We start from the raw sequence: 26,118 nt of genomic DNA on the forward strand, positions 1-26,118 counted from the left end.
TTATAAAAAAATGCAATACTATTATAAATAAATGATTTAAATTAATATTTAATCAAAATTATGTGAATTATATTGTATATTTGATATTGTAAAAATAATGACTGCAAAATTAAAAATCACTAATTAGAACACAATCAATATTTCTACACTTTTTTTTTAATTAAAAAGGGTTGCCACCTTATAGCTAAAATACAATGAAAAAAAAATATTTAAAATTCCTATATGTTGGGATTACAGTACTATCTATTGTTTCTTGTTCGCGAGCCGACAGCACGAGCATATTAGAAAATGAGAAATCAGCTACCCCCAACAACAGTATAACAGAAAAGGAATTATTAGCACAAGGTTGGACAATAGTAAAAGAAATCAACTTGATTCCAGAGCTAAAGAATAGAGCTAAAACATCTGCGAGATCAATGGAGCAATCGGATATCAAAGTTCCTTTTACGGAAAAATATTTATCTCAAATGGGATGGGATCTGAGTGATACTGACAATGGCAGAAAGGAGCAACAAGAGGTTATAAAACAGCTGAAATCTCTAACCCCAGGGGGTAGTTATCCTGATCCTAATGGAGTACTTTTTACTCGTGATTTTGCTTTAGGTCGTAAAAATATTAAAGAAGAGAAAAACTGGTGGAAAGCAGATACTTATGTTCTTTTGGGAAAACCAGAACTTGTAGCTAAACCCAATCAATTAGAATTACCTGATGAAGTGTTCTCAACAGAGGTGACTAATGCAAGTAATGAAGATAGTGAAATTACAGTAACCTATTCTTATAAAACAGGTTACAAATACACTTGGAATACGAAATATTCAGGTAGTCTGAAAATTAATTCAACCTTATCATTCGGTATTCCGCTCACTGTGGAAGGGAAAACGACTATAGAAATAATGGTAGGTGGGGAAAAATCTTGGGGAGAAGATACTACAAACGAAAAGACCTTAACTAGTTCTTATAAAACTAAGGTGCCTGCTAATAGTAAAAAAAGCATTAAAGTATTTACAAAAGTGCAAGGTTCAGAAGTGAATTATACCGTTCCAATAACTATAAATGGTACCTATGTTTTATGCACACCGGGCTATAGATACGAAATCAATAATATGGATATAACTAAAGGTTTACTAAGAGATAGTTCTATCCCTATGAATGAGCAAGGAGTCGTAAAATCTGTCGCCAGTTCAACTGTTAAAATACTTGAATCTCCTGCAGTAAAATTATAAATTAGAAATAAGTTTATTTCTAACCAATAATGTAAATATTTCTGAAATATAAAATCCCTGAGTGAAAATTTAGGGATTTTTCATGATTAATTATTCATTAAATTTGGGTAACTCCGGTGGATATACTTTGTAATTATTTAGACTTTTTCAAATTGCAGCCTTTCATTAAAAAAGAAATTCACTACGAAGATGTTTTTGTAACTCGTATGTAGTATAGTTTGTTGATTTTTAATGTATTGTGTTTTTATTGTGTATTGTGAATATTTATAAATTATTAATTTAAAATAATGAAAATCAAAATATTATAAATTGAATTTGTTTATTTTAATGTAAAGTCAAAGCCTTCTCGGAATCATTTTTGCATGAATAATCACATAATCACCAAAATATAACATTATGAATACTAACAGACTTTCCGCAAAGGTGGAAAAAGCACTTAGTGACCAAATGAACAAGGAGATTCATGCATCACACATTTTTCTGTCGTATGGAATTTGGGCCGATGATAAAGGTTATCAGGGAATTGCCAATTTTCTTTACCGTCATTCTCAGGAAGAAAGAAACCATTCGATCAAATTTATGGAGTATATTTTAAACAGAGGCGGAAAACCAAAAGTAAATGCCATACCGGCTCCTCCGGCAGATCCGGAAAGCCTTACAGCCTGTTTTGAAGGTGTTTTCAAACATGAAGTAGACAATACAACCGCCATCTACAAAATCGTAGATCTTTCTATGGCCGAAAAAGACTGGGCAACCTGGAATTTTATGCAGTGGTTTGTACAGGAACAGATTGAAGAAGAAACATTAGCTCAGAACCTTATCGATAAATTAAAAATTGCAGGCGGTGACAGAGCTACGGATGAATCTTTATTTACTTTAGATAAAACTTTACAGGAAGCCCCGAATGATGTTCCTCTGGCCCAGGAAGCCACAGGAAATAATCCCTAAAAATCACCGGTGAAGTAAAAACTGCTTGAAAATCTGTCAGAATGCTGGCAGATTTTTTTATTATGAAACTCCCTTAAAATTCACTATCTTTGCACGCTGAAAGTTCAGGAATCAATAATCAGAGTGAAAACTTTGAATCTGAAAACTTAGAACTTCCAACCTTAAACCTTAAACTTTGAATTTTACAATATGAAATGTGGAATCGTAGGCCTGCCGAATGTAGGTAAATCAACACTTTTTAACTGTCTGAGCAATGCAAAAGCTCAATCAGCAAACTATCCTTTCTGTACTATTGAACCGAACCTGGGAACAGTTTCAGTGCCGGATCAGAGATTGTTTGAATTGGAGAAAATCGTAAAACCTGAAAGAGTTTTACCGGCTGTTGTTGAAATCGTTGATATTGCAGGTCTTGTAAAAGGTGCCAGCAAAGGAGAAGGATTGGGGAATCAGTTCTTGGCAAATATCCGTGAGTGTGAAGCAATTATCCATGTTTTAAGATGTTTTGATAATGGAAATATCATTCACGTAGAAGGTTCAGTAGATCCGTTAAGAGATAAAGAAATTATTGATATTGAACTTCAACTGAAAGACCTTGAAACAGTAGGGAAAGCAGTTGAAAAAGCTAAAAAATTCATCAAATCCGGTAAGAAAGAAGATCTTCTTACTTACGAAACCCTTCAGAATTTACAGAAATTCTTAGAAGATGGGAAAAACGCAAGAGAATTTGCGATGGATGATTTTGCAAAGTCAATCATTGCTGAAGTTCAGCTTTTAACGAATAAGCCGGTACTTTACGTTTGTAACGTAGATGAAAATTCTATCAAAAACGGAAACGATTGGATTGCAAAGATCGAAGAGATGGCTAAAAATGAAGGGGCTGAAGTAGTTGTATTAGCTGCTCAGATTGAAGCTGACATCAATGAATTAGAGACTTTCGAAGAAAGAGAAATTTTCCTTGACGAGCTAGGTCTTACAGAACCGGGAGTAAACCGTTTGATCAGAAAAGCTTACGATCTTTTAAAACTTCAGACGTATTTCACTGCTGGAGTAAAAGAAGTAAGAGCATGGACTATCGGACAGGGATGGACGGCTCCTCAGGCAGCTGGAGTAATCCACACAGACTTTGAAAAAGGATTCATCCGTGCAGAAGTAATCAAATATAACGATTATATGACGTACGGTTCAGAAGTAAAGGTGAAAGAAGCCGGAAAACTTTCTGTAGAAGGTAAAGAATATATTGTACAGGATGGTGACATCATGCACTTTAGATTCAACGTATAAGAAAAATATTAAAGTTAGTTTATAAAAAAAACGCTTCCATAATATAATTTGGGAGCGTTTTTTGCATTGATGAGAAAAACTGTCCCCATGAAAGTATTCTATTTAACGATTTCTCTTTTTCTTTTTTCGTGTTCAAAACGTGTTGAAGATAAATGTTTTGTAGATAAGATGAATACTGAAGATGTTGTAATATGGGAGGATGTTCCCCAATCTTATACACTGAACCAAATTCTTGCAGAAAAACCCAATTACCTTGAAATTACCAATCTTACTGCATACCGGGACTTTGAGACAGATAAAGAGGAGTTTCTTCTTCGAAAAAGAGGTGGAATAACAGAAATTAGCTTTTCAGTGTTCGATGAAAAGTTTTCTGATCAGTTTGTATGTTTTGGCAAACAAAAGTCTGGAAATACCATATATGGACTCGGGATGAACAGACTTGGATACTGGTTGCTGAAAATTGAAAATAACAGGCCTTCTGCCCATTTTTTAGGGCTTAGTTCAAACCTGTATTATTTCAATAAAATTCAGCAGAATCCGATTGTTCAGGGAGATAAGATTCATATTGAAGGAAGCCTTGTGGAAATGGAGAATCCTATTGATCGTGGTGGATATAAAAACTATGCCGTAATTGAAGATGGCAAATTATTTACAGTTAAAATGGAAGACTTGGTGCAGGATTCCGATCACGATGGTTACAATGATATTTTTGAGAATAGTTTTGGGCTAAATCCCCATAAGAAAGATACAGACGGTGATGGAATCAATGATTTTGAGGATAAAAATCCTATGTTCAGATCATTAGACAACAAATTCACCCGTCTTTACGATCAACTGTTGTCTGATACTTTTGTAGGTGCTGAAAATTTGAATTATGAATTTCAGGTGTATAAAACCGACTGTGAATATTTTCATCAGGTTAATCCTTCTCAAAAGGTATTATTTGTATCTGAAGATAAAAAGAAGCAGACCTATTATACCAGAGTCTCAGATATTATTGAAGAAACTATTTCCCCGATACAGAAAAATAAAAAGAATCCGGACAGTTTTTATATTTATAAAGCAGGAACTTTCTATAAAAAAGATTATTCTGCGGATTATGAAAATGGCAAGTGGGTGCTTAAAGTGGTTGGTGGATACGTTATTTAAAGAATCTGAGATTTCATTGATAAAAGACAAAAGCACTTCCAAATTCATGGAAATGCTCAAATTATAAAAATTACATGAGGTTCCTGTTTAATCCAATGGTGGGTGGGTGATGATTTGACATCTTCTTTCGAAGCATTTTGGGCCAATAGTCGTACAGAAACCTGTTGCAGGATCAATGCATCGCAGTAGTCCTAAGTTCTTTTTTGTTCAGTTTTTTTCCGTTGCTTAGGTTTTGATTTTTCATAATTCTCTATTTTAAAAATGGATTTATAGTATTAATCAACTGGGGGTATATCTCTCTATGGTTCCAATACGGGTCTGCATTGTTCCTCAGCACATCCCCAACCGAAAACCCTGCATCTGCCAGTCGTAGGATCTATACACTGTCTTAATCCTCCGGTAATACTTCTTAGCTCTTTTTTATTTAATTTATTTCCGTTGTTCAGGTTTTTATTTTTCATGGTTTGAGTTTTAAAAATGTTTAAAATTTTATCTTTTAAAATGGAAATGGAGGCTCAGGTACATATCTGCACTCTCTTTCCGCGCATCGTATTCCAGTATCTATGCATCGTCTTGTTTCAGGATCAAGACACATCTGTAATCCACCTTTGATGGATTTTAATTCTTTTTTGTTCAATTTTTTGCCGTTATTCATAGTATTAATTTTAAGAGATTTGAGAATTATTCTATAGTGATGGGTGCTGGTCTGCACTCTTTTTGTCCGCAGACAGGTGAAATAATGGTACAGCCATTAGGATATGGAGATTCACATGGTTCATATGGAGTGGGGCAGAGTACCGATTCCATACAGTTCAGTAATCCTCCTCTAATCGTTGTAAGTTCTTTTTTATTAAGCTTTTTCCCGAATTGTAAAAATTGATTTTTCATTGATTTGATTTTTAGTGAGTTAGTTATAACGAATGTAATGAAAATAATTGAATATAAATCACTGTTTATAGATAAAATAATAATTATTTTAATAAAATGCATTTAAATTAGTAATTGAGGCTAAATTGATCTTCTTCAATATGATGAACCTTTCAACACATAAAAAAGAACTTTTCAACAAACTCTATTTGTGTTTTAATCAGGAAATTTGCTTTATAAATACGTGAGAAAATGGAAAAAAAAGAAACGGTTCTGGTAACTGGTGGTTCAGGATTTATTGCCTGTTATTGTATAATCACTTTGCTTAATAACGGGTATAAAGTGAAAGCTACACTCCGTTCCCTTAAAAAAGCAGAATTGGTAAAGGAAATGCTTAAAGAGGGTGGAATCACTTCTTTTGAAGATATATCTTTTACCGAAGCTGATTTACAAAATGAAGCTAGTTGGGATAAAGCTGCTGAAGGTTGTCAGTATGTTATGCATACAGCATCACCTACTCCCAATACAGATGCAAAAACAGAAGATGATTTTGTTATTCCTGCTAAGAATGGAGTTTTATTTGTATTGCGGGCAGCAAAGAAAGCGGGAGTGAAAAGAGTTGTATTGACATCTGCTTTTGGTGCAGTAAGCTACGGAACTCTGAAAGATACACCTTATACAGAAGAAGACTGGACAGTTCTTAATGATACAGTCTTTCCTTATCAGCGTTCTAAAACCATTTCTGAGAAAGCAGCCTGGGAATTTATACAAAGTGAAGGGGAGAGCATGGAATTATCTGTAGTTAATCCAACAACTGTTATGGGGCCTGTTTTATCAACTGACTATGCCCATTCTATCCAGATTATAAGACAAATGATGAACGGAGAAATGAAAGGTTGTCCTAAACTCATTACAGGATATGTGGATGTCCGGGATGTAGCAGATCTTCATTTTAGAGCCCTAACAATGCCTGAAGCAAACGGGCAGCGTTTCATAGCTGTTGCCGGGGAAGCACTGTCGATGCTGGAAGTTGCAAAAATCTTAAGAAGAAACCTAGGGGATGTTGCCCATAAAGTTCCAACAAAGGAGTTGCCAAGCTGGGTAATACGATTGCTGTCAGTTTTCAATCCGAAGATTAAAATGATTGTTCCACATTTAGGTCTGGTAAAAAAGCAAGTAATGAAAAAGCGAAAACATTGTTACATTGGAAACCCAGAAGTGCCGAAGAAGCCATTGTGACTGCTGCAGAAAGTTTAATTAAATTTAACCAGATTTAAAATGAAAGTAATCATCACAGGAGCAACAGGATTGGTGGGAGAAGGAGTTTTACTGGTGTGTCTTAATAATCCGGAAGTCACGGAAGTATTAACTGTCAGCAGAAAATCTTCAGAACGTAAGAATAATAAGCTTAAAGAGCTTATTATAAAAGATTTTTCTGAAATTAACAATTACAGTACAGAACTTAAGGAATATGATGCCTGCTTCTTTTGTGCAGGAGTAAGTTCTGTAGGAGAAACTGAAGAAAGTTTTACCCGGAAGACTTATGATTTTGTGTTACCTTTCGCAGAAATATTATCTCAAATAAACAAAACTATGACTTTTATTTATGTCTCCGGAAATCGTACAGACAGTACAGAGAAAGGAAAAGTAATGTGGGCAAGAGTAAAAGGACGGACAGAAAATGCCCTGCTGAAACTCCCTTTTAAAGCAGTTTATAACTTTCGCCCCGGATTTATGAAACCGGTAAAAGGACAGAAAAATGTTCGTTTTATTTATCGTTTTTTTGAGGCCTTGTCTCCCGTATGGTATTTCCTATTTCCTGATTGGATCTGTACTATGGAAGAAGTAGGGCTGTCAATGATTCATTGTGCTGAAAATGGATATAAAAGTGCTGTACTGGAAGTAAAGGATATAAAAGAAGCTACCCGATGAAAAAATTTTTAACAATAATCAAAACTGTAGGCGCTGTTTTACTGTGTCTCATTTTAATCGTGACGGTTACCGTTTATTTTTATATGAAACAGCCTCAGTTCGGAGCACTTCCTGAAGGTGAAAGACTGGCATCCATAAAAGAATCAGTTCACTACAAAAACGGAAAATTCAGGAATCTTGAAGAAAAGCCTGTTATTACTCCGGGATACAGTTTTATAGAAGAAATTTGGAAATCTCTGGTTGAAACTTATCCGAATACCGAACCTGAAGGCGTTTTACCCTCCGTGAAAACAAATTTAAAGGCAATTCCCTCTCATGAGAATATATTGGTTTGGTTTGGGCATTCATCTTTCTTTTTACAGGTAGATGGAATTAAAATTTTGGTGGATCCTGTTTTCAGTGGTAAAGCATCTCCTTTGCCATGGGGGGTAAAAGCTTATAAAGGAAGTGATGTATATACCGTAGCCGATATGCCTGAAATTGATTATATGCTACTTTCCCATGATCACTATGATCATCTGGATTATGAGACTGTAAAAGCACTACAATCTAAAGTGAAATTTGTGGTTTGTGGCTTGGGAGCAGGAGCACATTATGAAAAATGGGGGTATAAACCTAAGCAAATTATCGAAAATGATTGGGGAGATAAGCTGGAAGTAAAACAGGGCTTTACAATATATACCGAGAATACTCATCATGCAGGAGGTAGGGGATTTAAAGATTCACAGGCATTGTGGCTGTCTTTTTTCATTCAGTCTCCAGCGATGAATATTTATTATAGCGGGGATGGCGGATATAGTAACCGTTTTAAGAAAATAGCTGCAGATCATCCTGCTATAGACTGGGCAATCATGGAGTGTGGACAGTATAACAAAGCCTGGCAATCCGTACATGAACTGCCTGAAGAAGTGGCATTGGCAACTGCTGAATTAAAAGCGAAAAACCTATTGCCCGTTCATCACTCTAAGTTTACCCTGGCAAGGCATCCATGGAATGAACCTCTTAACCGAATTTATGCCTTGTCCCAATCAAAAAACTACCGTCTGGCTACTCCAATAATAGGTGAGGTGGTGAGATTGGATGATGGAGCTCAAACTTTTAAACAATGGTGGAAAAACGTAAAATAATGCAAAATGAAGATTACTGAAATAAAATCCTGCTTTGTGGGACCTCTTATTTCTCCTGAGCAGTTTATAACAGAACATTTCTTCCTTTTTCTGGCAAAGGGAACAATGAATGGTTATGATGGAAATAAACACTACACCCTTAAGCCGGGGAATAGCTGTATCGTAAGGAAAAATAGACTGGCACGTTATAATAAACAGAAAGACAATGATGAATTTGAAAAGGTGGTTTTTATCTTTGACGAATTGTTTTTGAAAGAATTTCTGAAAAAACATACCTTGTCTTTTCAGAAATTTAATTCAAAAGATGCATTTATTTCCATAAAAAAAGACAAACTAATAGATCATTTTTTAATTTCATTAGAACCCTATTATACAGATTCAGGGAATATCAGCAGTGCTTTTTCTGATGTAAAAAGAGAAGAGCTTTTACTCATTCTCCTGCAAATACATCCTGAATTAGCAGATGTCCTTTTTGATTTTGGAATTCCGGGGCGTTTGGATCTTGAGCAGTTTATGCAAAAAAACTATAAATTCAATGTGAATGTAGAGAGGTTGGCTTTTCTTACAGGACGAAGTTTATCAGCATTTAAAAGAGATTTTAAAAAGATCTTTAATGAAACACCCAATCGCTGGTTAGTAAAAAGACGATTACAGGAAGCTCGTTTTCTTATTGAAGAGAAAAAACTAAGACCTGGCGATATTTATCTTGATCTTGGTTTTGAAGATTTTTCACACTTTTCTTTTGCTTTCAAAAAAGAGTTTGGAATATCAGCCAAGAATCTTTAACAGGAATAAGCAGATTCTTAATATTGAAAAACAACAGATAAAAAAGAGACCTCATAACTTTGTATATTTGAATTTTACAAGTTATCTGTTATGGAAAAATTAGCCCATGCTTCACTAGAAGATTTTTACAGGGAAATGACTGCCAAGCTGGGAAAAAGCTTGGAAGATATTTTTCCTAAAGGCCTCCACAAAGATATTGGTCACTTTAATGTATTCGACATTGCTCAAACCCTTGAAAGAGTACGGAATACTTCAGAAATGCCCTATAACAGACGGAAATATTACAAAATAAGTTTGATCAGAGGGAAAAACAGAGCTGAGTATGCCGATAAGACCGTTTCCATAGAAAGAAATGCATTGCTGTTTGCCACTCCTAAGGTTCCTTACCATTGGATTCCGGAGAATGCTCAGCAATCAGGAAGTTTTTGTGTATTTACGGAAGACTTTTTTATGAAAGAAGCCTCTTACAATACCTTGGAAAATCTGCCTATTTTTCAGCCTGGGGCGGTTCCTATATTTGAAATTGATGATGACTGGGCAGATGAAATAGAACTTCTCTTTAAAAAAATAAAAAAAGAAATAGATTCGGATTATATATTTAAATATGATCTGATCAGAAATTACGTCTGGGAGCTTATTCATTATGGACAAAAACTGCAGCCTGCTACAAAAATTTCAGTTTCAAAAGATGCGTCCATAAGAGTAGTATCTCTATTTATAGAATTGTTGGAAAGGCAGTTTCCCATTGAATCAAGGGAGCAACGGTTACAGTTGAGAGCTGCCAATGACTACGCTGAAAGATTATCAGTGCATGTTAATTATCTCAATAAAAGATTAAAAGAAAGCACCGGGAAAACCACTACGGAATTTATTGGTGACCGCATTATCCAGGAAGCAAAGATCCTTTTGAGACAAACCCAATGGAATATATCTGAAATCTCTTATACTCTTGGCTTTGAAGAAATAGCCCACTTTTCAAACTTTTTCAAGAGAAAAACATCGTTTACTCCTTTAGAATTCCGTGCATGATTTGAATTTTGCAAATTTCGGATTGATTCGGGTAAATGCTTTTTGCTGTAAATATTTCAACTTTGTATCACTAAAACAACCCAAAATATGGAAACAAAGACAAAAATAGCATTGGTAACCGGAGGAAACAGAGGTTTAGGTAAAAACTCGGCACTTAAGATTGCGCAAAAAGGACTTGATGTGATCATTACATATAGAAACAATGAGGAAGAAGCAGAAGCTGTTGTGGATGAAATAAAAGCTATAGGAAGGAATGCAGCAGCATTTCAGCTAGATACAAAAGACCGTAAAAGCTTTGATAATTTTATTAAAAATGTTACCCGTCACCTAGAAGAAACCACCGGAAATTCTCATATTGATTACCTGGTTAATAATGCTGGAACAGCTTTATATTCACCTATTACAGAAGTTACGGAAGACCAGATGGATGATATGGTAGACATTCATTTCAAAGGAGTGTTCTTCTTAACTCAGAAACTACTGCCTTTCATCAATGATGGCGGAGGAATTATTAATATTTCTTCAGGGCTGGCAAGGTTTGCAACACCAGGCTCTTCTGTCTATGGTTCTATAAAAGCAGGAGTGGAAATGCTTACAAAATATATGGCCAAAGAATTGGGGGCCAGAAAAATAAAAGCAAATGTAATAGCTCCGGGAGCTATTGAAACGGATTTCGGTGGCGGAAGAGTAAGAGATAATAAAGAAATCAATGATATGGTAGCCGGTTCTACAGCTTTGGGTAGAGTAGGTCTTCCAGATGATATCGGTGGGGTAGTGGCTTTTCTATGTACAGATGACGCTGGCTGGATTAACGGACAAAGAATTGAAGTTTCAGGAGGAATGTTTCTTTAATAACAATAAGAACCGGTAAAGTATACCGGTTCTTATTTTATATAATTATTGGGTAATCGTCAATCGGATCAACAGGAACGGGTGGCTGACATTCTTTTTCCCTGCATCCCGGGCCATAATAATAACATCGGTCCCCATAGATTTTACATCTTACCTCTCCTCCTCCTGTAATCATTTCCAACTCTTTCTTGGCTAGTTTTTTTCCTCTGTTTAAATTTTGTTTGTTCATGGTTTGATATTTAGTAAGTTATGTATAACGAATATACGGAAAATACCAATTGTAAATCCCGTATGAGAGAAAAATAAGTTTTGTGATTGTATCAAATTAATAGAGGTGTTGTTGTATTGCCTGTAAATAGTAACATACAAAAACAAAAGTCTATCCCTATTGGAGATAGACTTTTTTATGATGTAGAGTCTTGTTGAACTATAAAGGAGCTTTACATTCCGGTTCACCACAGAATTTCCCATATTCTTTACATTCTGTAAAGCCTTCCGGTCTGCAGATTTTCAGCCCGCCTTTGATGGTGATCAGTTGTTTCTTGTTCAATTTTCTTCCGTTAAGTTGAATTTTGTTTTCCATAGCTTAGATTTTAATCAATGGTTGTTATTAAGGTCTGCATATTTTTTGTCCGCAATAAGGCGAAATCATGGCGCAGCCATTTTCATCAACATGCGACTGGCAGGGCTCCATATGTGGCAGGCAGATTTCCTGAGCAGGCATACAGTCCAGCATACCTCCTGCAATTGTTTTCAATTCTTTTTTACTAAGTCTCTTCAGTAGAATATGTGCTTTCATAATCGTGATATTTGAGATGTTACGTATTGTTCAGGAATTAATCCCAAGGCTGTTGTGGCTGTCCCGGCTTACATTGATCTTCTGCACACTTAGGATGATACTGTCTGCATCTTAATGAAGCATCAAGACACATTAAAAGTCCTCCATTGATCGTGCGCAGCTCTTTTTTATTCAAATGCTTTGCTTTTGCTAATGTTTTGTTTTTCATGATTCTGATTTTTAATAAGTTAGTTATTACGAATATATGAAAAGTTTTAACATTAAATCACCTGTTGAAGAAAAAATATAAATATCGTAATTTATTACTTACTTCTGATAATGAATAAGTTCCTTGATGCCGGGCTTACAATACTTCCGGTGAACCTTACATCATTATAGTTTTGAAAGATTTTCTAAAGCTCTTTCCAGTGTTTCCTGTTTCTTGGCAAAACATAGCCGGATTACATTTTCATTCAGCTTATTTTTATAAAAAGAAGAAAATGGAACAGTGGCCACTTTATGATTAATTGTCAGTTCGCTGGCAAAATCAAAATCATTTTTATCCGAAATTTTAGAATATTTTACAGCTTGGAAGTAAGTTCCCTCACAATCCAAAAGTTCAAAAGAAGTCCCGGAAAGCCCTTTTCTCAGAAAATCTCTTTTCTCCTGAAAGAACTGATTAAGATGGATATAATGCTCTTCATTTTTCATATACTCTGCCAAAGCAAGCTGAATAGGAGTGTTTACACAGAAAACATTGAACTGGTGTACCTTTCTGAATTCATCGGTTAAAGCTTTTGGAGCCGCACAGTATCCTACCTTCCATCCCGTAACGTGAAAAAGTTTTCCGAATGAAGCCACAAGAAGACTTCTTTCTTTTAATTCAGGATATTTACAGATACTTAAATGCTGTTTTCCATCAAAAACAATATTCTCATATACTTCATCGCTCAAAATAAGAATAGAAGTTCCCTTTACCAATTGAATTAGTGCTTTAATATCCTCTTCTTGTAAGATTTTTCCGGAAGGATTGTTAGGATTATTCAGGATGATCATTTTAGTTTTGTCGCTGATCAGGTTTTTTACAGCAATCCAGTCGATTTTATAATCCGGAGCTTTCATTTCGAATCTTTTTACAAGGCCTCCGAAAAGCTCAACGGTAGGTTCGTAACAATCATAAGCCGGTTCAAAAATAATCACTTCATCATCTTTCTTAATAAAAGTAGCAATAGCGGTAAATATAGCTTGAGTTCCCCCTGCAGTAACGGTAATTTCCGAATCCGGGTGATAAGCAGCCTGATGGCTGTTTTCTATTTTCCTTGCTATCTCTTCCTTTAAAGCAATCATTCCTCCCAATGGTGCATACTGGTTGAAGCCTTTTTTAATAAAGTGATCTACATTGTTCAGCAATTCAGGATCCGGCATGAAATCAGGAAACCCCTGAGAAAGGTTAATCGCTTCATTTTCATTGGCCAGCTGCGTCATCTGACTGAAAATGGTGGTTCCTACATTGGAAAGCTTAGATAAAGGAAGGTGTATCATAAAAAACAAATTTTGTTGATACCGAATTTAATGAATTATTTAAATAAGTCATTAAAATAGTTTTAGGTTGGGAAACCCAATGGTGCAAAGAATTTATAAGAGGAACCGTTTTTAAGGTGCAAGAGAATCAAAGATTCTCAGGTATACACTTTACTTTTGCCACGAATGCGCTAATGAACTGATTAGTGTATTCGTGGCTATTAAAAAATATTCATCTTTAAGATTCTGGTGTAACCTGTATAAGGTCTACCTGTAATCAATTTTATCGGAGATAAAATCATCGCATCTTACAACCGCATGAATCCAAAAAAATTGCGTCATCGCATTTTTCAACAAATTCCCTTAGAATTTTCAGCAGTAAAAAATAACTTTAAACAATTGTTTAAAAAATATAACTTTTTACTTTTAGATATGTTCGATGATGTTTACATTTGTTATGCTAAAAATAATTTTAAACCAATGATCATGAAAATTAAGAAGATTGAGTTTCCGGCAAAATCCATTTTGGCTCAAGGAAAAGATGAGTTTGATTATGCTGACAGTTTTGTAGGTGGGCTGGTTGGTAATGGGCAGAATTTTAATATTACACAAATTGGAAAAGCCTTTTTTACAAGTGGGCCTAAATGGGGAAAAAAGATGTTTGCCTTCAGAAACAAGGTGGTGAAATTATTCGGTCTCAAAACCGGAGCAGAGACTGTTCCGGTAAAAGATTCTGATTCCTTTACCTGTGAAGTAGGGGAACGGGTAGGGATTTTCAAGGTGTTCGATAAGACCAGTAATGAGATTATTCTTGGGGAAGATGATAAACATCTGGACTTCAGAGTCTCTCTTTTGTTCGATAAAAATCAAGGAGGACAGGATGAAAATTCTTTAACGATTTCCACTACCGTAAAATTTCATAACTGGCTGGGAGTGCTATATTTTCTGCCGGTTCGTCCATTTCATAAATTAATTGTTCCGGTTATGCTTAAAAATATAATTGGCCAGCTGGAGAGTACTAAACAATAATTGTAAAGGGTAATTGTCGGAATATAGACACTTGCCCTTTATTCTTTATCCCTTTAAGTCTACTTTTTATGATATGAATACTGATTTCAGGAAGAATGTTGATAAAAAAATGAAGACTAAAATTCGGATAATTTTGGACAATTTCGTATTTTTGTATGTTTGCTGAAATCATATATGTCACAAGAAATAAATCCAACCTACTCCGAAGAGAATATCAGAACCCTCGATTGGCAGGAACATATCCGTCTGCGCCCCGGCATGTACATCGGGAAGCTCGGTGACGGTTCATCTGCCGATGACGGTATTTACATTTTACTTAAAGAAATCCTGGATAACTCCATTGATGAGTTCAGGATGAGATCCGGTAAAAGAATTGAAATAAAGCTGGATGACGGCAAGGTTACCATTCGTGACTTTGGTCGTGGAATTCCGCTGGGAAAAATGGTAGATGCCGTTTCCAAAATGAATACCGGAGGTAAATACGACAGTAAAGCCTTCAAAAAATCGGTCGGGCTGAACGGAGTCGGAACGAAAGCGGTAAATGCCCTTTCAGAATATTTCAAAGTACGTTCTTTCCGTGACGGGAAAATGAAAATGGCGGAATTTTCCCGCGGAATAATCACGGAAAACTTTGATGAAAAAGAAACCTCAGACAGAAATGGAACTGAAATTTCATTTATTCCGGATGGGGATATTTTCCTGCATTTCAAATATAGAAAAGAGTATATCGAAAGAATGCTCCGCAATTATGCATATCTGAATCCCGGACTGAAAATATTATTCAACGGGGAAACTTATTTTTCTGAAAACGGTCTGAAGGATCTTTTGGAAGAAGAACTGGAAAGCGATACTTTATATCCGATCGTTCATTTAAAAGGGGACGATATTGAATTGGCGATTACCCATTCCGATAAATCACAAATGGAAACCTATTTTTCATTTGTTAACGGACAGAATACAACGCAAGGGGGAACTCACCTTAATGCTTTTCGTGAAGCCTATGTGAAAACGATCCGTGAATTCTTTAATAAAAACTTTGATGCTTCCGATATCAGAAAATCAATCATTGCAGCGATTTCTATCAATGTGGAAGAACCTGTTTTTGAATCTCAGACCAAAACAAAGCTGGGATCTAATGATATGGGACCGAATGGCCCTACTGTAAGGACTTTTATTATTGATTTTCTGAAAAGCAAACTGGATAATTTCTTACACAAGAATCCTGAAATTGCAGAAGCAATCCAGAGAAAAATTCTGATCTCTGAAAGAGAGAGAAAAGAACTTTCCGGAATCCAGAAACTGGCAAGAGAAAGAGCTAAAAAAGTTTCTCTTCACAATAAAAAACTTCGTGACTGCAGACAGCATTACAACGACCAGAAAGCTGAAAGAAAAGGAGATACACAGATCTTTATCACCGAGGGAGATTCTGCATCCGGATCGATCACGAAATCGAGAGACGTAGAAACTCAGGCGGTATTCTCACTAAAAGGGAAGCCTCTGAATTGCTATGGACTAACGAAGAAAGTGGTGTATGAGAATGAAGAATTCAATCTTCTTCAGGCTGCTTTAAATATTGAAGAAAGTTTGGAAGACCTGAGATACAATCAGGTAATTATTGCAACTGATGCCGATGTCGATGGAATGCACATCCGTCTGTTGATGATTACATTCTTCCTGCAGTTTTTTCCAGATCTGATTAAAAATAACCACCTCTATATTCTTCAGACCCCATTATTCAGGGTTAGAAATAAAAAAGAGACAAGATACTGCTATTCAGAAGCAGAAAGAGTAAAAGCATTGAATGATCTTGGAAAAAATCCTGAAATTACCCGATTCAAAGGGTTGGGAGAGATTTCTCCGGATGAATTTAAGCATTTCATAGGTAAAGATATCCGTTTAGAACCGGTGGTGATTGGAAAAGACCAGACCATAGACCAGCTACTGGAGTTTTATATGGGTAAAAATACACCGGACAGACAGACTTTCATTCTTGAGAACCTGGTAGTGGAAGACGATTCGGATATTGATAAAAAAACCATTCTTGATGAAGTAAATAGCTAAAGCTAATGAACACCGCATAAGAATCACAATGAGATTAAGTAACCGTAGTAAAACATCATTTTATAACTTTATAAATACACTGCTAATTATGATGGTGGTGTTTGGAATAATAGGATTTTTAGCCAATGATTATAGGTTTCATGCATTAGGTAATGAAAGTTATCTGATGGTTATCATTCCTGTATTGTTGCTGATATTTTTTTTTCTGAATGGAAGACAGATTTTTGAATATGACAGTGACGGAGAAGCATTGCATTTTAAGAACAGGAATATCATTCCCTTTTTAAGCAAGGCTCTTCATGATGAATTTCCAAAGTATAAACTGATAAAATATGACGTAGTAAGTATTTTCTTCATCAAAAGACTATACATTACCGTCTCAAGTAAGAATAATGGATCTACTATTCTGAAGTACCAGATCTCTTATTTGACCAGAAAAGAAGTAAACGATTTAAAACTCTCTCTGAATAAAGTGGTAAAAGCCAATAAAGAGAAAAAAGATTAATATAACAGATGACGACAGAAGAATATTCGCATGAGGGTGAAAGCTTAAAGAAGGTTTCCGGTCTTTACAAAGACTGGTTTCTGGATTATGCTTCCTATGTAATTTTGGATAGGGCCATTCCTTCGATATTTGACGGGCTTAAGCCTGTTCAGCGAAGAATTATGCACTCTATGCGGGAACTGGAAGATGGCCGTTACAATAAGGTGGCCAACATCGTGGGAAATACCATGAAATATCACCCTCACGGTGATGCTTCCATTACAGATGCCATGGTGCAGGTTGGGCAGAAAGAACTACTGATTGATACTCAGGGAAACTGGGGGAACATCTATACTGGAGATTCTGCAGCAGCAGCGAGGTATATTGAAGCCAGGCTGACCCCTTTTGCCCTGGAAGTAGTCTTTAACCCTAAAACTACGGAATGGACAAAATCCTATGATGGTAGAAATAACGAGCCAATAGACCTTCCTGTAAAATTTCCTTTGCTTCTTGCTCAGGGAGTGGAAGGAATTGGAGTTGGACTTTCCACCAAGATCCTTCCGCATAACTTCAACGAACTTATCAATGCATCTGTTGCCCATTTAAAAGGTAAGAAATTTGAGATTTACCCAGATTTTTTAACCGCTGGTTATCTTGATGTATCAGAATATAATGACGGTCACCGAGGAGGAAAAGTAAGAGCCAGAGCTAAAATCACCCAGACGGATAAACATATGCTGGTGATCTCTGAACTTCCTTATTCCAAAACAACGAGTGACCTGATCGATTCTATCTTAAAAGCCAATGAGAAAGGAAAGATCAAGATTAAGAAAATTGAAGACAATACATCCGATAAAGTTGAAATCCTGATTCATATTCATAATGATGTGTCTCCGGATAAGACAATTGATGCGCTGTATGCCTTTACAGACTGTCAGGTAACGATTTCTCCGAATGCCTGTGTGATTGTAGGTGATAAACCAATGTTCATGAATGTTTCCGATATTCTGAAAACGAATACCGATCATACGGTTTCATTGCTTAAAAAAGAGCTTGAAATAGAACTTCATGAGCTTCAGGAAAGCTGGCATTTCTCCTCACTGGAAAGAATCTTCATCGAAAACAGGATTTACCACGATATTGAAGAGGTGAAGAGCTGGGAAGATGTTTTAAAAACTATTGATATAGGATTAAAACCTCATACCAAACATCTTTTAAGAGCGGTAACGGAAGAAGATATTTTAAAATTAACAGAGATCAGGATCAAGAGAATTTCAAGATTCGATTTAGATAAATTTAAAGAAAATATAGCTGCTCTGGAAGGTAAAATTGAGCAGGTAAAACACCACCTTGCCAACCTGATTACATATGCTATCGATTACTATCTGAATATCCAGAAGAAATACGGAAAAGATAAGCAGAGAAAAACAGAACTTAGAATCTTTGATACCATTGATGCAACGAAAGTAGCTGTAGCCAATGAGAAGTTCTATGCCAATTTTGAAGAAGGTTTCATCGGAACCTCACTGAAGAAAGATCAGTACCTTTTTGATTGTTCGGATATAGATGATATCATTATTTTCAGAAAAGACGGTAGCATGAAAGTTGTAAAAGTGGAGGCTAAAACCTTTGTTGGAAAAGACATTCTTCATGTTGCCATATGGAAGAAAAATGATAAGAGAACAGTCTACAACATGATCTATCGTGAAGGTAGGGAAGGACCTTATTATATGAAACGTTTTTCTGTGACGGGAGTAACCCGAAATACAGATTATCCGCTGGCTTCAGACAAAAAAGGTTCAGAAACATTATATTTTTCAGCAAATCCTAATGGTGAAGCGGAAACCGTTACTGTTCTTTTAAAACCAAATCCGAGAATCAGAAAGAATAAAATGGAGATCAATTTCTCTGATCTGGCAATTAAAGGACGTGATTCCAAAGGAAATCTGGTAACCAAATATGCAGTGAAGAAAGTAGATCTTAAAGAAGAAGGTGTTTCTACACTGGCCCCAAGAAGAATCTGGTTTGATGATACAGTAAGAAGACTGAATGCTGATGCAAGAGGTAGTTTGCTGGGGAGTTTCAAAGGTGATGATAAAATTTTAACCATCAATACCAATGGAGAAGTAAAGCTTGTTTCGTTTGATCTTGGGAACCGTTTCGATGACGAATATCTGGTATTGGAAAAATGGAGACCTGCACAGCCAATTACGTGTATCTACTATGATGGGGAAAAGGACATTTATTTCATCAAGAGATTCTTACTGGAAAATACTGTTAACGTACAGACCTTTATGCCATCTGAACATCCTAAGTCATTTATAGAGAATGTAATTGTGGCTAATGATGCAACAGCAGAAATTATTTTCACAAAAGATAAAGGCAAAGAACGTGATGCGGAAACCATTAATATTGATGAATTCATTACCGTAAAAGGAATAAAAGCAATTGGTAACCAGTTTACTAAATTTAAAGTGAAAGCAATCAATATCACTATTCCTGAACCTGTAGAAGAAGAACCGGAAATCTATGAAGAACCGGAATCCATGGGAGATATGGATGAAGATGGCGGTATTATAGGAGATCTGTTTGAGGCAGATGGAGAAATAGAAACAGAATAGGCCCTATAAAGCTTATAATAAAGAATATAATAAAAACATCAGATGGATATAGTTGTTTTGATCATTATTGCAGTTACCTGTATATTTAGTTATATGGGATTCAATAATACAGGGCTATTTGAAAAATATAAATTCAATGTTGGAGCGATTGCCAACCGTAAAGAATATATAAGGCTGATCAGTTCTGCATTTTTGCATGCAGACTTTATGCACCTGTTTTTCAATATGCTTTCCCTATACTTCTTTCAGGGAGTGGTAGTTCATTTCTTTGGAGAAATAGGATTTTTGATTATCTATTTCGGGTCGATGATTCTTGGAAACTTATTCAGTTTACAGATTTATCAGAAACAGCCTTGGTATTCCGCGATCGGAGCTTCTGGAGCTGTTTCGGGAATCATTTTTGCTTCCATAGCTATGGCCCCAAATGAGATCAGCGTGAATTTCTTACCAGGATGGCTGTTCGGAACACTGTATTTCGGATATTCCGTATACATGATGCTGAATCCTAAGCAATGGGATAACCTGGGGCACGCAGCTCACCTTGGAGGTGCTTTCTTCGGACTTGTTTATTCTATTGTACTGCATCCGCAGCTGGCGATGAGTAACATACTTTTCCTGGGAGTGATGTCACTTCCGCTGATTTATCTGGGCTATCAGATTTTTGTCAGGAAGCGAATAGGATAAAAGATTATTTTTAATTTAAAATATCAAAACCAATGAACACATCAGAATTCAATAGTTTCATCGTGATACTTATCTATGGTTCATTGGTTTTGCTTTCTCTGCTGAAGATTGCAAACCCTTTAAAAGTTAACCGGAAAGCCAATTTCTGTTTCGGAATCTTTCTTTTTCTCTGGTCTACCTTCTGGATGGATGAAGTGCTTTTCCTGATAACCGGCTCAGCAATAGAGTTCCATTCCCTTTTTTTGGTGAGGTTTGTACAATATCTGACGCCTGTCTTTTTTTACTTTAGTGTATTATTTTATACCAATCCTTCTTTTACATTTAGAATAACAGATTTAAAATTTCTGTTGTTTCCGGCGGCATTCATGATGTGTCTTGTACTGACAGGTCTGGGATATACCAAGCCTTTCGAGTTTCTGAGCATTATCCTGATTATGGTTCAGGCATTGTTTTATACTGTAATCTCTTATATCACCATCAGAAAACATCAGCGGAAAATCCAGCAGTTTTCTTCCAATACAGAAGGAATCAATCTGAACTGGCTGGAATATATTATCCTGGTGATACTTGTTGTAAACATCATCTATGTGGTTTACAATCTGTTTTATGATCCCAAGTCATTAAATTTCTTTATCAATGCCATATTTCTGGTGGTTATTTATTGTGTAGGTTACTATTCTTTAAAACAGAAAGAGATCTATCCTCTGGAAGAAAAACAACGTGAAGAATTGATCTCGATAGATGATAATCCTGATTCAGAAGAAGTGAAAAAGAAGCTGATCTCTGATGAAGAGCTGGTAAGGATCAAAACGAAGCTTGGAAATATTATGGAAACCCGGAAACCTTATCTGGATAGTGAACTGAATCTCATTAAGCTGGCAGAGATCTTATCCGTTTCTACCCATCAGTTGTCATATGTGATTAATACAGGTTTTCAAAAGAATTTTTTCCAGTACGTGAATGAGTTCAGGGTTGAGTATGCCCAAAGCCTTCTTAAAGATTCGAACAGCAAGTTATCCATTCTGGGAATTGCTTATGAATCAGGTTTCAATTCCAAGACTTCTTTTAATACCACCTTTAAAAAAATAACAGGTCAGACTCCTTCTGAGTTTAAAAATAGGTTCTAGTTTATAAACTTTTACCTTGTGTTTGAGTTTAATTATTTGACTTTTAATTGTTTGTAAATATTTTATCTTTTCATTAAAAATAGGTTCGTTCAGATAATCCTGAACATTAAAAGACCACTTCTGTGATAGTTTTGTATCATAAAATTTAATCTTATGGATACCAAAGAATCATACGCTGTGGTTACAGGAGCAAGTCAGGGATTGGGAAAAGCTTTTGCAGAACATCTGGCCAGGAAAAAGATCAATGTCATTCTGGTGAGCCTACCCAATCAGAATTTAAAGGAACTTGCCCTTACTCTTGAAGAAAAGTACTCTATAAAGGCTTATTATTACGAAGTGGACCTGTCTGTCAATGAAAATGTAATGAAGCTTACAGAATGGCTTAATTCATCTTTTAATATTCATATTCTGATCAATAATGCTGGATTTGGCGGTACCAGAAAGTTTACCGAAGCAACTTCTGAGTATATCAATACCATTTTGCAGGTGAATGTAACGGCAACATCCCTTATTACCCATCAGCTGCTTCCTAATCTATTGAAGCAGCCCAATGCCTATATTCTGAATGTTTCAAGCATGGCCGCATTTTCTCCGATAGGCTTTAAAACAGTATATCCTGCCTCCAAAAGTTTTATCCATTCCTTTTCCAGAGGATTGCATGAAGAACTAAAAGATACCAATGTTTTTGTAAGTGTAGTGAATCCCGGTGCTATGAAAACCAATGCTGATGTCTGTAAAAGAATAGAAAAACAAGGTTTCTTTGGCAGGCTGACGCTTTTAAATCCGGATAAAGTAGCAGCCAGGTGCATTCAGCAGCTATTAAAAAAAGACTCCGTAATTATGGTCAACCCAATCAGCTGGCTGATGATGAAGATTCTTCCGATTTGGATAAAACTCCCCCTGATGACCCAGGCGATTAAAAGAGAGATTGAAGCATGAAAAAAGTTTTTGTAACCGGAGCTACCGGGCTTCTGGGAACCAATGTTATCATTAAATTATTACAAAATGGTTATTCTGTTATTGCTCTGGTGCGCCAGAAAAGCAAATATCTGGGTGAAAAAACTGAAAACCTGAAACTGGTTGAAGGAGAACTTTCATCTGATCTTTCCTCGTTCCTTAAAGATGTTGACTGCATCATTCACATCGCTGCAGAAACGAATCAGAACCTGATCCGTTACGAAAATTATAAAAAAATAAACTATGATATTACTATAAATCTCTTCTCTCAGGCGGAAACCTGTGGCGTACAGAGGTTCCTGTTTGTAAGTTCAGCCAATACAATCGGATATGGAAGCAAGGAAAAGCCGGGAAGTGAAGATGAAAATCAGAAATACCCTTTTACAGATTCTTTCTATGCTCAAAGTAAATTAAATGCTGAAAATTATATTTTAGAGAATCGTAGAAATACAGAAGTTGTCATTCTGAATCCTGCTTTCATGATCGGAGCTTATGATGTAAAACCAAGTTCAGGGAAATTAATTTTCTGGGCCTGGAAAAAGAAGTTGATTTTTTATCCGAAAGGAGGTAAGAATTTTGTGCACGCTGAAGATGCAGCCGATGGGGTTATTTTAGCTATTGAAAAGGGAAAAAATAAGGAAAGATATCTTTTAGCGAATGAAAACCTGAGCTATAAAGATTTTTTTAGAAAGATCAATAGAATAACGGAGCAAAAACCCATGATGATCCCTATTCCTAATATCATTTTATCTATTTTAGGATGGATAGGAGATAGGTTGCGGATGTTTAATGTGAGCACAGCGCTAAGCACTTACAATATGAAAGCTTTGCAAATCAAGAATTATTATTCCAATCAAAAATCAGTAAAAGATCTGGAAATTCAATATCAGCCGATAGATAAAGCGATAGAAGATGCTGTTGACTATTTTAAATCTAAAGAAATGAAGAGTTGATTTCATACAGCCTATTCCTACTGAGTATATCTTTTGTGATGATGCCATAGGTTTCAAACTATTCATCCATAAATATAAAAAAACCGACAAAAGTCGGTTTTTAAATTTTAGGGTATTGTCTGCTATGGATTGATTTGTATTTTTTGAGTGACATTCTTATTGGAAATGACACAAGCTTTACTACAATTGTTAGTATTGGAAATATTAACTTGTATTAATCCTGGCATGGATCGATAGTCTTCCTGATTATAGGGGACTTCAGAGCCATTCCTTCCACCGCCTTTGATGTCATATCTTATTTTGGCTACTCCGGTAAATCCGTTAGCCGGTTTAAATGCTAATTTTCCGGTTGCCGGATAATAGGTCCATGTTCCTTCGTTATTGGTATAGATACCTCCGTTTATATTAGGAATAACGGCACCATTGATATCTAAAAACCGGAATGAATTGAAGTCAATATTATCATAAGAAGCAACAGGTGGATTTTGACCCGTTCTTGAAGTATAAGCTGCATCGTTCAGCAGGGGTGAATAGGTAGACTTTATTCCCGGACATCCTGCAAACAGATCATCGGTAACTTCAGCGGCATAAGGCTTGGTAACTCCCAGATTTTTTAGCAAATGTATATTTTTGGCATCACCGGTAGAAGCCGCAAATCCAATTCTGAAAGTGGAAGGAGGTGAAGTATCCAGCGTTCTTACCTGATTGTTTTGCATCGCATTCTCTGTATATTTTAAAGATGTAGGATAATAGTAGCTGTCAATAACCTTTTCCTTGACGTTGCCATGCTGAATCTCTAACGTAATATTATAGCCTCCTGCAGGATTAGGAATTAGAGTGACATATACCTTACGGAATCTGGCATCAGAATCATTCTGGGGAATTGAATTTCCCCCGTTTTCCATAGTAAACTGGCTAAAAGTTGAGTTTTTAATAGCAATATGCTTTCCGGTCTGAGTATTTAGGGATACTGAACGGTTGCTGCTTGAAGGAGAAGCGTTGGTTGCCGTACTGTAAAGGAGCGGATAGCCATTGTATCCGGCAGGTTCAGAAGATGAAAGATACTGATTCCCACGTTTGCCTCTTAAAGTTACATTATTCCGGCCATCAGCTATAGATACATCGGTAAGTCCGTTTCTGGTTCTGTCCCCTTGACGAAATCTGGTTTTAAAGTTTCCGAATTCATCGAGACCAATTCCCAGATATGCGCCTCTCAAACCTTCCAGATTTCCTCCTTGTCTTGGATTTCTCATCACAAAAGTATAGCCTAATCCTCCACCAAAATAGCCGAGATTAAGCTGATCTTTGGGAATGGATCCATCTACCAAAAATATGGAGATTCCGTCACCTCCGTTGGAATTTCCACCATAGATAACATATTCAAATTCGAATTTAATTCCCTGATCACTGGTAAATTTTTTGTCCGCAAGGATAACGCCACCGGATATATTAGTCACATTCCGGGTTAGCCTTAGCCCTTCCGTAGTAAAAGTTGCATCATTTTGAACTCCGCTTGTTGCTACCTTATAGGCTTCCTGAGGTTGTAGCCCCTGGGTGAAATTAACAAAATAAGGATAGCCTGTGCCTTGTTGATTTTGAGCTGTAATGTGTTGTGAAAAAATAAACAAGGACGCAATAAACAGAATTTTTTGAAAATGTAAGATTAAATTATTTCTGTTCATAACTCCATTATTTTACAACAAAAACAATATTAATAAATGAACAGTCTGTAGCCGCAGCTCTCACATCATATGTCATAACTCCGGAATCAGAAATAGAAATATTTCTGAATACATTAGGGTCAGCATCCGTTACATAATAATAAAGATCTTTACTTGACGGGAAGAATGGAATAGAAGCAGGAGCACTTGTGCTTTTTGCTTTTGGAGTACCAAATTGATTCTTATATAAGGTATATAAATCTTTGGTTTGAGCAGTAGCATTTTGAGCAGTATCAAAAGATACGCTAGGCATATAAAACATTTTTACAGCATTCCCACTTATGCATAGCCAATCTGGGCTGGAAGGAGTTCCGATATTTTGACTTAAGCACTTTTTATCAGTGTCATAGATAAGAAGAGAATTGGCAGGATTGGGGATTGCATCCCTTTTAGCTGTCGTAAGCCTTGGAATCAGCATTCCTTTATTTTGACTGGAAATATCTAAGGCTGCGCTTGCATCCGGATTGGATATGTTAATCCCAATCTGTGCATAAGCAAATGAACTCATTAAAAATAAAATAATTGATACGAAATAATTTTTCATGTAAGTGTATTTATGATACGTTAATTTGTTTGTTTTTAGCGTTAATACTCTCTTTAAATGTGTTTTTATGGTTGTGTTTTTGTAAAAGACAATGGTATTAGACTTTTTAGATAGTTTCGGCTATAGCAGAAAAATATGTATCACAATCCTGTTGGATTGATACTTCATTGAATAAACCAGTATATGGAAACTTCTTCCAATAAGATCAATAACAGACATAGTAAATACATACCTCATAGCTGAGGATGATCTTCTATTCTGCAAAGAGAATTCAAAAATAAGATGAGTTAAATAGCCGTGATATGTTTAATGGCTACTAAAAAAGTATAATTCATAATCCCTTTGTGTTTAGTGCAAATATATAAATAATTCATTTTATTTGCCTATTTTATGGTGATTAAATTTTCTTTTGTTTAATTTTTAAATTAGAATTTAATTTTTAGT

The 26,118-nt window shown here is 35.9% G+C and carries 27 protein-coding genes; 18 read left to right on the forward strand and 9 right to left on the reverse strand.

Features of this window, described 5'->3' with window-relative positions; translation table 11 throughout:
- Positions 1–194 precede the first annotated feature (194 nt).
- From WH267_RS09800 to WH267_RS09815, 4 genes are all read left to right on the forward strand, one after another.
- Positions 195–1,223 (forward strand): aerolysin family beta-barrel pore-forming toxin, encoded by a 1,029-nt coding sequence (locus tag WH267_RS09800; RefSeq protein ID WP_340007814.1) that lies wholly within the window; start codon positions 195–197, stop codon positions 1,221–1,223.
- A gap of 396 nt (positions 1,224–1,619) precedes the next feature.
- Entirely contained in the window at positions 1,620–2,171 is a 552-nt protein-coding gene (locus WH267_RS09805; RefSeq protein ID WP_115971599.1) for a ferritin, read from the forward strand.
- Between the two features lie 189 nt (positions 2,172–2,360).
- Positions 2,361–3,452, forward strand: coding sequence for a redox-regulated ATPase YchF (gene ychF, locus WH267_RS09810; protein ID WP_115971600.1), 1,092 nt, complete (start codon positions 2,361–2,363; stop codon positions 3,450–3,452).
- Between the two features lie 87 nt (positions 3,453–3,539).
- Positions 3,540–4,601, forward strand: a complete 1,062-nt coding sequence (locus WH267_RS09815; RefSeq protein WP_340007816.1) for a hypothetical protein — start codon at positions 3,540–3,542, stop codon at positions 4,599–4,601.
- Positions 4,602–4,900: 299 nt separating this feature from the next.
- On the opposite strand, the gene WH267_RS09820 is transcribed toward WH267_RS09815, so the two are convergent.
- Both WH267_RS09820 and WH267_RS09825 read right to left on the reverse strand, forming a co-directional pair.
- Positions 4,901–5,062 (reverse strand): hypothetical protein, encoded by a 162-nt coding sequence (locus tag WH267_RS09820; RefSeq protein ID WP_165852235.1) that lies wholly within the window; start codon positions 5,060–5,062, stop codon positions 4,901–4,903.
- A gap of 220 nt (positions 5,063–5,282) precedes the next feature.
- Positions 5,283–5,489, reverse strand: a complete 207-nt coding sequence (locus WH267_RS09825; RefSeq protein ID WP_340007817.1) for a hypothetical protein — start codon at positions 5,487–5,489, stop codon at positions 5,283–5,285.
- 231 nt (positions 5,490–5,720) lie between these two features.
- Here WH267_RS09825 and WH267_RS09830 point away from each other — a divergent pair, with 231 nt between their 5' ends.
- From WH267_RS09830 to WH267_RS09855, 6 genes are all read left to right on the forward strand, one after another.
- A complete protein-coding gene (locus tag WH267_RS09830) occupies positions 5,721–6,707 on the forward strand; it encodes an SDR family oxidoreductase (RefSeq protein WP_340007819.1) in 987 nt (328 codons plus the stop codon).
- 39 nt (positions 6,708–6,746) lie between these two features.
- Positions 6,747–7,400: an NAD-dependent epimerase/dehydratase family protein gene (locus WH267_RS09835; protein WP_340007821.1), complete on the forward strand. Its 654-nt coding sequence runs from the start codon at positions 6,747–6,749 to the stop codon at positions 7,398–7,400.
- Positions 7,397–8,527, forward strand: a complete 1,131-nt coding sequence (locus WH267_RS09840) for an MBL fold metallo-hydrolase (RefSeq protein ID WP_340007823.1) — start codon at positions 7,397–7,399, stop codon at positions 8,525–8,527. The genes WH267_RS09835 and WH267_RS09840 overlap by 4 nt, the downstream gene beginning before the upstream one ends.
- Positions 8,528–8,533: 6 nt before the next feature.
- Positions 8,534–9,313, forward strand: a complete 780-nt coding sequence (locus WH267_RS09845) for a helix-turn-helix domain-containing protein (RefSeq protein WP_340007825.1) — start codon at positions 8,534–8,536, stop codon at positions 9,311–9,313.
- A gap of 90 nt (positions 9,314–9,403) precedes the next feature.
- Positions 9,404–10,342, forward strand: a complete 939-nt coding sequence (locus WH267_RS09850) for a helix-turn-helix domain-containing protein (RefSeq protein ID WP_115971606.1) — start codon at positions 9,404–9,406, stop codon at positions 10,340–10,342.
- Between the two features lie 87 nt (positions 10,343–10,429).
- On the forward strand, positions 10,430–11,194 hold the full coding sequence (locus tag WH267_RS09855) for an SDR family NAD(P)-dependent oxidoreductase (RefSeq protein WP_340007829.1): 765 nt from the start codon (positions 10,430–10,432) through the stop codon (positions 11,192–11,194).
- Positions 11,195–11,231: 37 nt separating this feature from the next.
- On the opposite strand, the gene WH267_RS09860 is transcribed toward WH267_RS09855, so the two are convergent.
- The 5 genes from WH267_RS09860 to WH267_RS09880 form a co-directional block, all read right to left on the reverse strand.
- Positions 11,232–11,423, reverse strand: coding sequence for a hypothetical protein (locus WH267_RS09860; protein WP_340007831.1), 192 nt, complete (start codon positions 11,421–11,423; stop codon positions 11,232–11,234).
- 198 nt (positions 11,424–11,621) lie between these two features.
- Positions 11,622–11,777 (reverse strand): hypothetical protein, encoded by a 156-nt coding sequence (locus WH267_RS09865; protein WP_340007833.1) that lies wholly within the window; start codon positions 11,775–11,777, stop codon positions 11,622–11,624.
- Between the two features lie 27 nt (positions 11,778–11,804).
- Positions 11,805–11,993, reverse strand: coding sequence for a bacteriocin (locus WH267_RS09870; RefSeq protein ID WP_340007834.1), 189 nt, complete (start codon positions 11,991–11,993; stop codon positions 11,805–11,807).
- Positions 11,994–12,030: 37 nt separating this feature from the next.
- The gene (locus WH267_RS09875; RefSeq protein ID WP_165852237.1) at positions 12,031–12,201 is read right to left on the reverse strand and encodes a hypothetical protein; all 171 of its coding nucleotides are present in this window, start codon (positions 12,199–12,201) and stop codon (positions 12,031–12,033) included.
- Between the two features lie 164 nt (positions 12,202–12,365).
- A complete protein-coding gene (locus WH267_RS09880) occupies positions 12,366–13,514 on the reverse strand; it encodes a methionine aminotransferase (protein WP_340007837.1) in 1,149 nt (382 codons plus the stop codon).
- Between the two features lie 465 nt (positions 13,515–13,979).
- On the opposite strand from WH267_RS09880, the gene WH267_RS09885 reads away from it, so the two are divergent.
- The 8 genes from WH267_RS09885 to WH267_RS09920 all read left to right on the forward strand — a co-directional run bounded on the left by WH267_RS09885 (position 13,980) and on the right by WH267_RS09920 (position 23,409).
- Complete coding sequence (locus tag WH267_RS09885; protein ID WP_123319105.1) at positions 13,980–14,522, forward strand: DUF2867 domain-containing protein; 543 nt, start codon at positions 13,980–13,982, stop codon at positions 14,520–14,522.
- A gap of 174 nt (positions 14,523–14,696) precedes the next feature.
- The gene (locus WH267_RS09890) at positions 14,697–16,583 is read left to right on the forward strand and encodes a DNA topoisomerase IV subunit B (protein ID WP_115971612.1); all 1,887 of its coding nucleotides are present in this window, start codon (positions 14,697–14,699) and stop codon (positions 16,581–16,583) included.
- An 88-nt stretch (positions 16,584–16,671) separates the two neighbouring features.
- Positions 16,672–17,088 carry a hypothetical protein gene (locus tag WH267_RS09895; protein ID WP_340007841.1) on the forward strand — a complete coding sequence of 139 codons (417 nt, stop codon included), beginning with the start codon at positions 16,672–16,674 and terminating at the stop codon, positions 17,086–17,088.
- 8 nt (positions 17,089–17,096) lie between these two features.
- Positions 17,097–19,688: a DNA gyrase/topoisomerase IV subunit A gene (locus tag WH267_RS09900; protein ID WP_115971614.1), complete on the forward strand. Its 2,592-nt coding sequence runs from the start codon at positions 17,097–17,099 to the stop codon at positions 19,686–19,688.
- 42 nt (positions 19,689–19,730) lie between these two features.
- Complete coding sequence (locus WH267_RS09905; protein ID WP_340007845.1) at positions 19,731–20,372, forward strand: rhomboid family intramembrane serine protease; 642 nt, start codon at positions 19,731–19,733, stop codon at positions 20,370–20,372.
- Positions 20,373–20,404: 32 nt separating this feature from the next.
- On the forward strand, positions 20,405–21,499 hold the full coding sequence (locus WH267_RS09910) for a helix-turn-helix domain-containing protein (protein ID WP_340007847.1): 1,095 nt from the start codon (positions 20,405–20,407) through the stop codon (positions 21,497–21,499).
- A 153-nt stretch (positions 21,500–21,652) separates the two neighbouring features.
- Positions 21,653–22,438, forward strand: coding sequence for an SDR family NAD(P)-dependent oxidoreductase (locus WH267_RS09915; RefSeq protein WP_340007849.1), 786 nt, complete (start codon positions 21,653–21,655; stop codon positions 22,436–22,438).
- On the forward strand, positions 22,435–23,409 hold the full coding sequence (locus WH267_RS09920; RefSeq protein WP_340007851.1) for an NAD-dependent epimerase/dehydratase family protein: 975 nt from the start codon (positions 22,435–22,437) through the stop codon (positions 23,407–23,409). Before WH267_RS09915 ends, WH267_RS09920 begins: the two co-directional genes overlap by 4 nt.
- A gap of 122 nt (positions 23,410–23,531) precedes the next feature.
- On the opposite strand, the gene WH267_RS09925 is transcribed toward WH267_RS09920, so the two are convergent.
- Positions 23,532–25,091, reverse strand: coding sequence for a hypothetical protein (locus WH267_RS09925; protein WP_340007853.1), 1,560 nt, complete (start codon positions 25,089–25,091; stop codon positions 23,532–23,534).
- A gap of 7 nt (positions 25,092–25,098) precedes the next feature.
- A complete protein-coding gene (locus WH267_RS09930) occupies positions 25,099–25,674 on the reverse strand; it encodes a hypothetical protein (protein WP_340007855.1) in 576 nt (191 codons plus the stop codon).
- Positions 25,675–26,118: the final 444 nt, after the last annotated feature.

This window comes from Chryseobacterium sp. MYb328 (genome assembly GCF_037572595.1).
Classification (GTDB): Bacteria; Bacteroidota; Bacteroidia; order Flavobacteriales; family Weeksellaceae; genus Chryseobacterium; species Chryseobacterium pennae.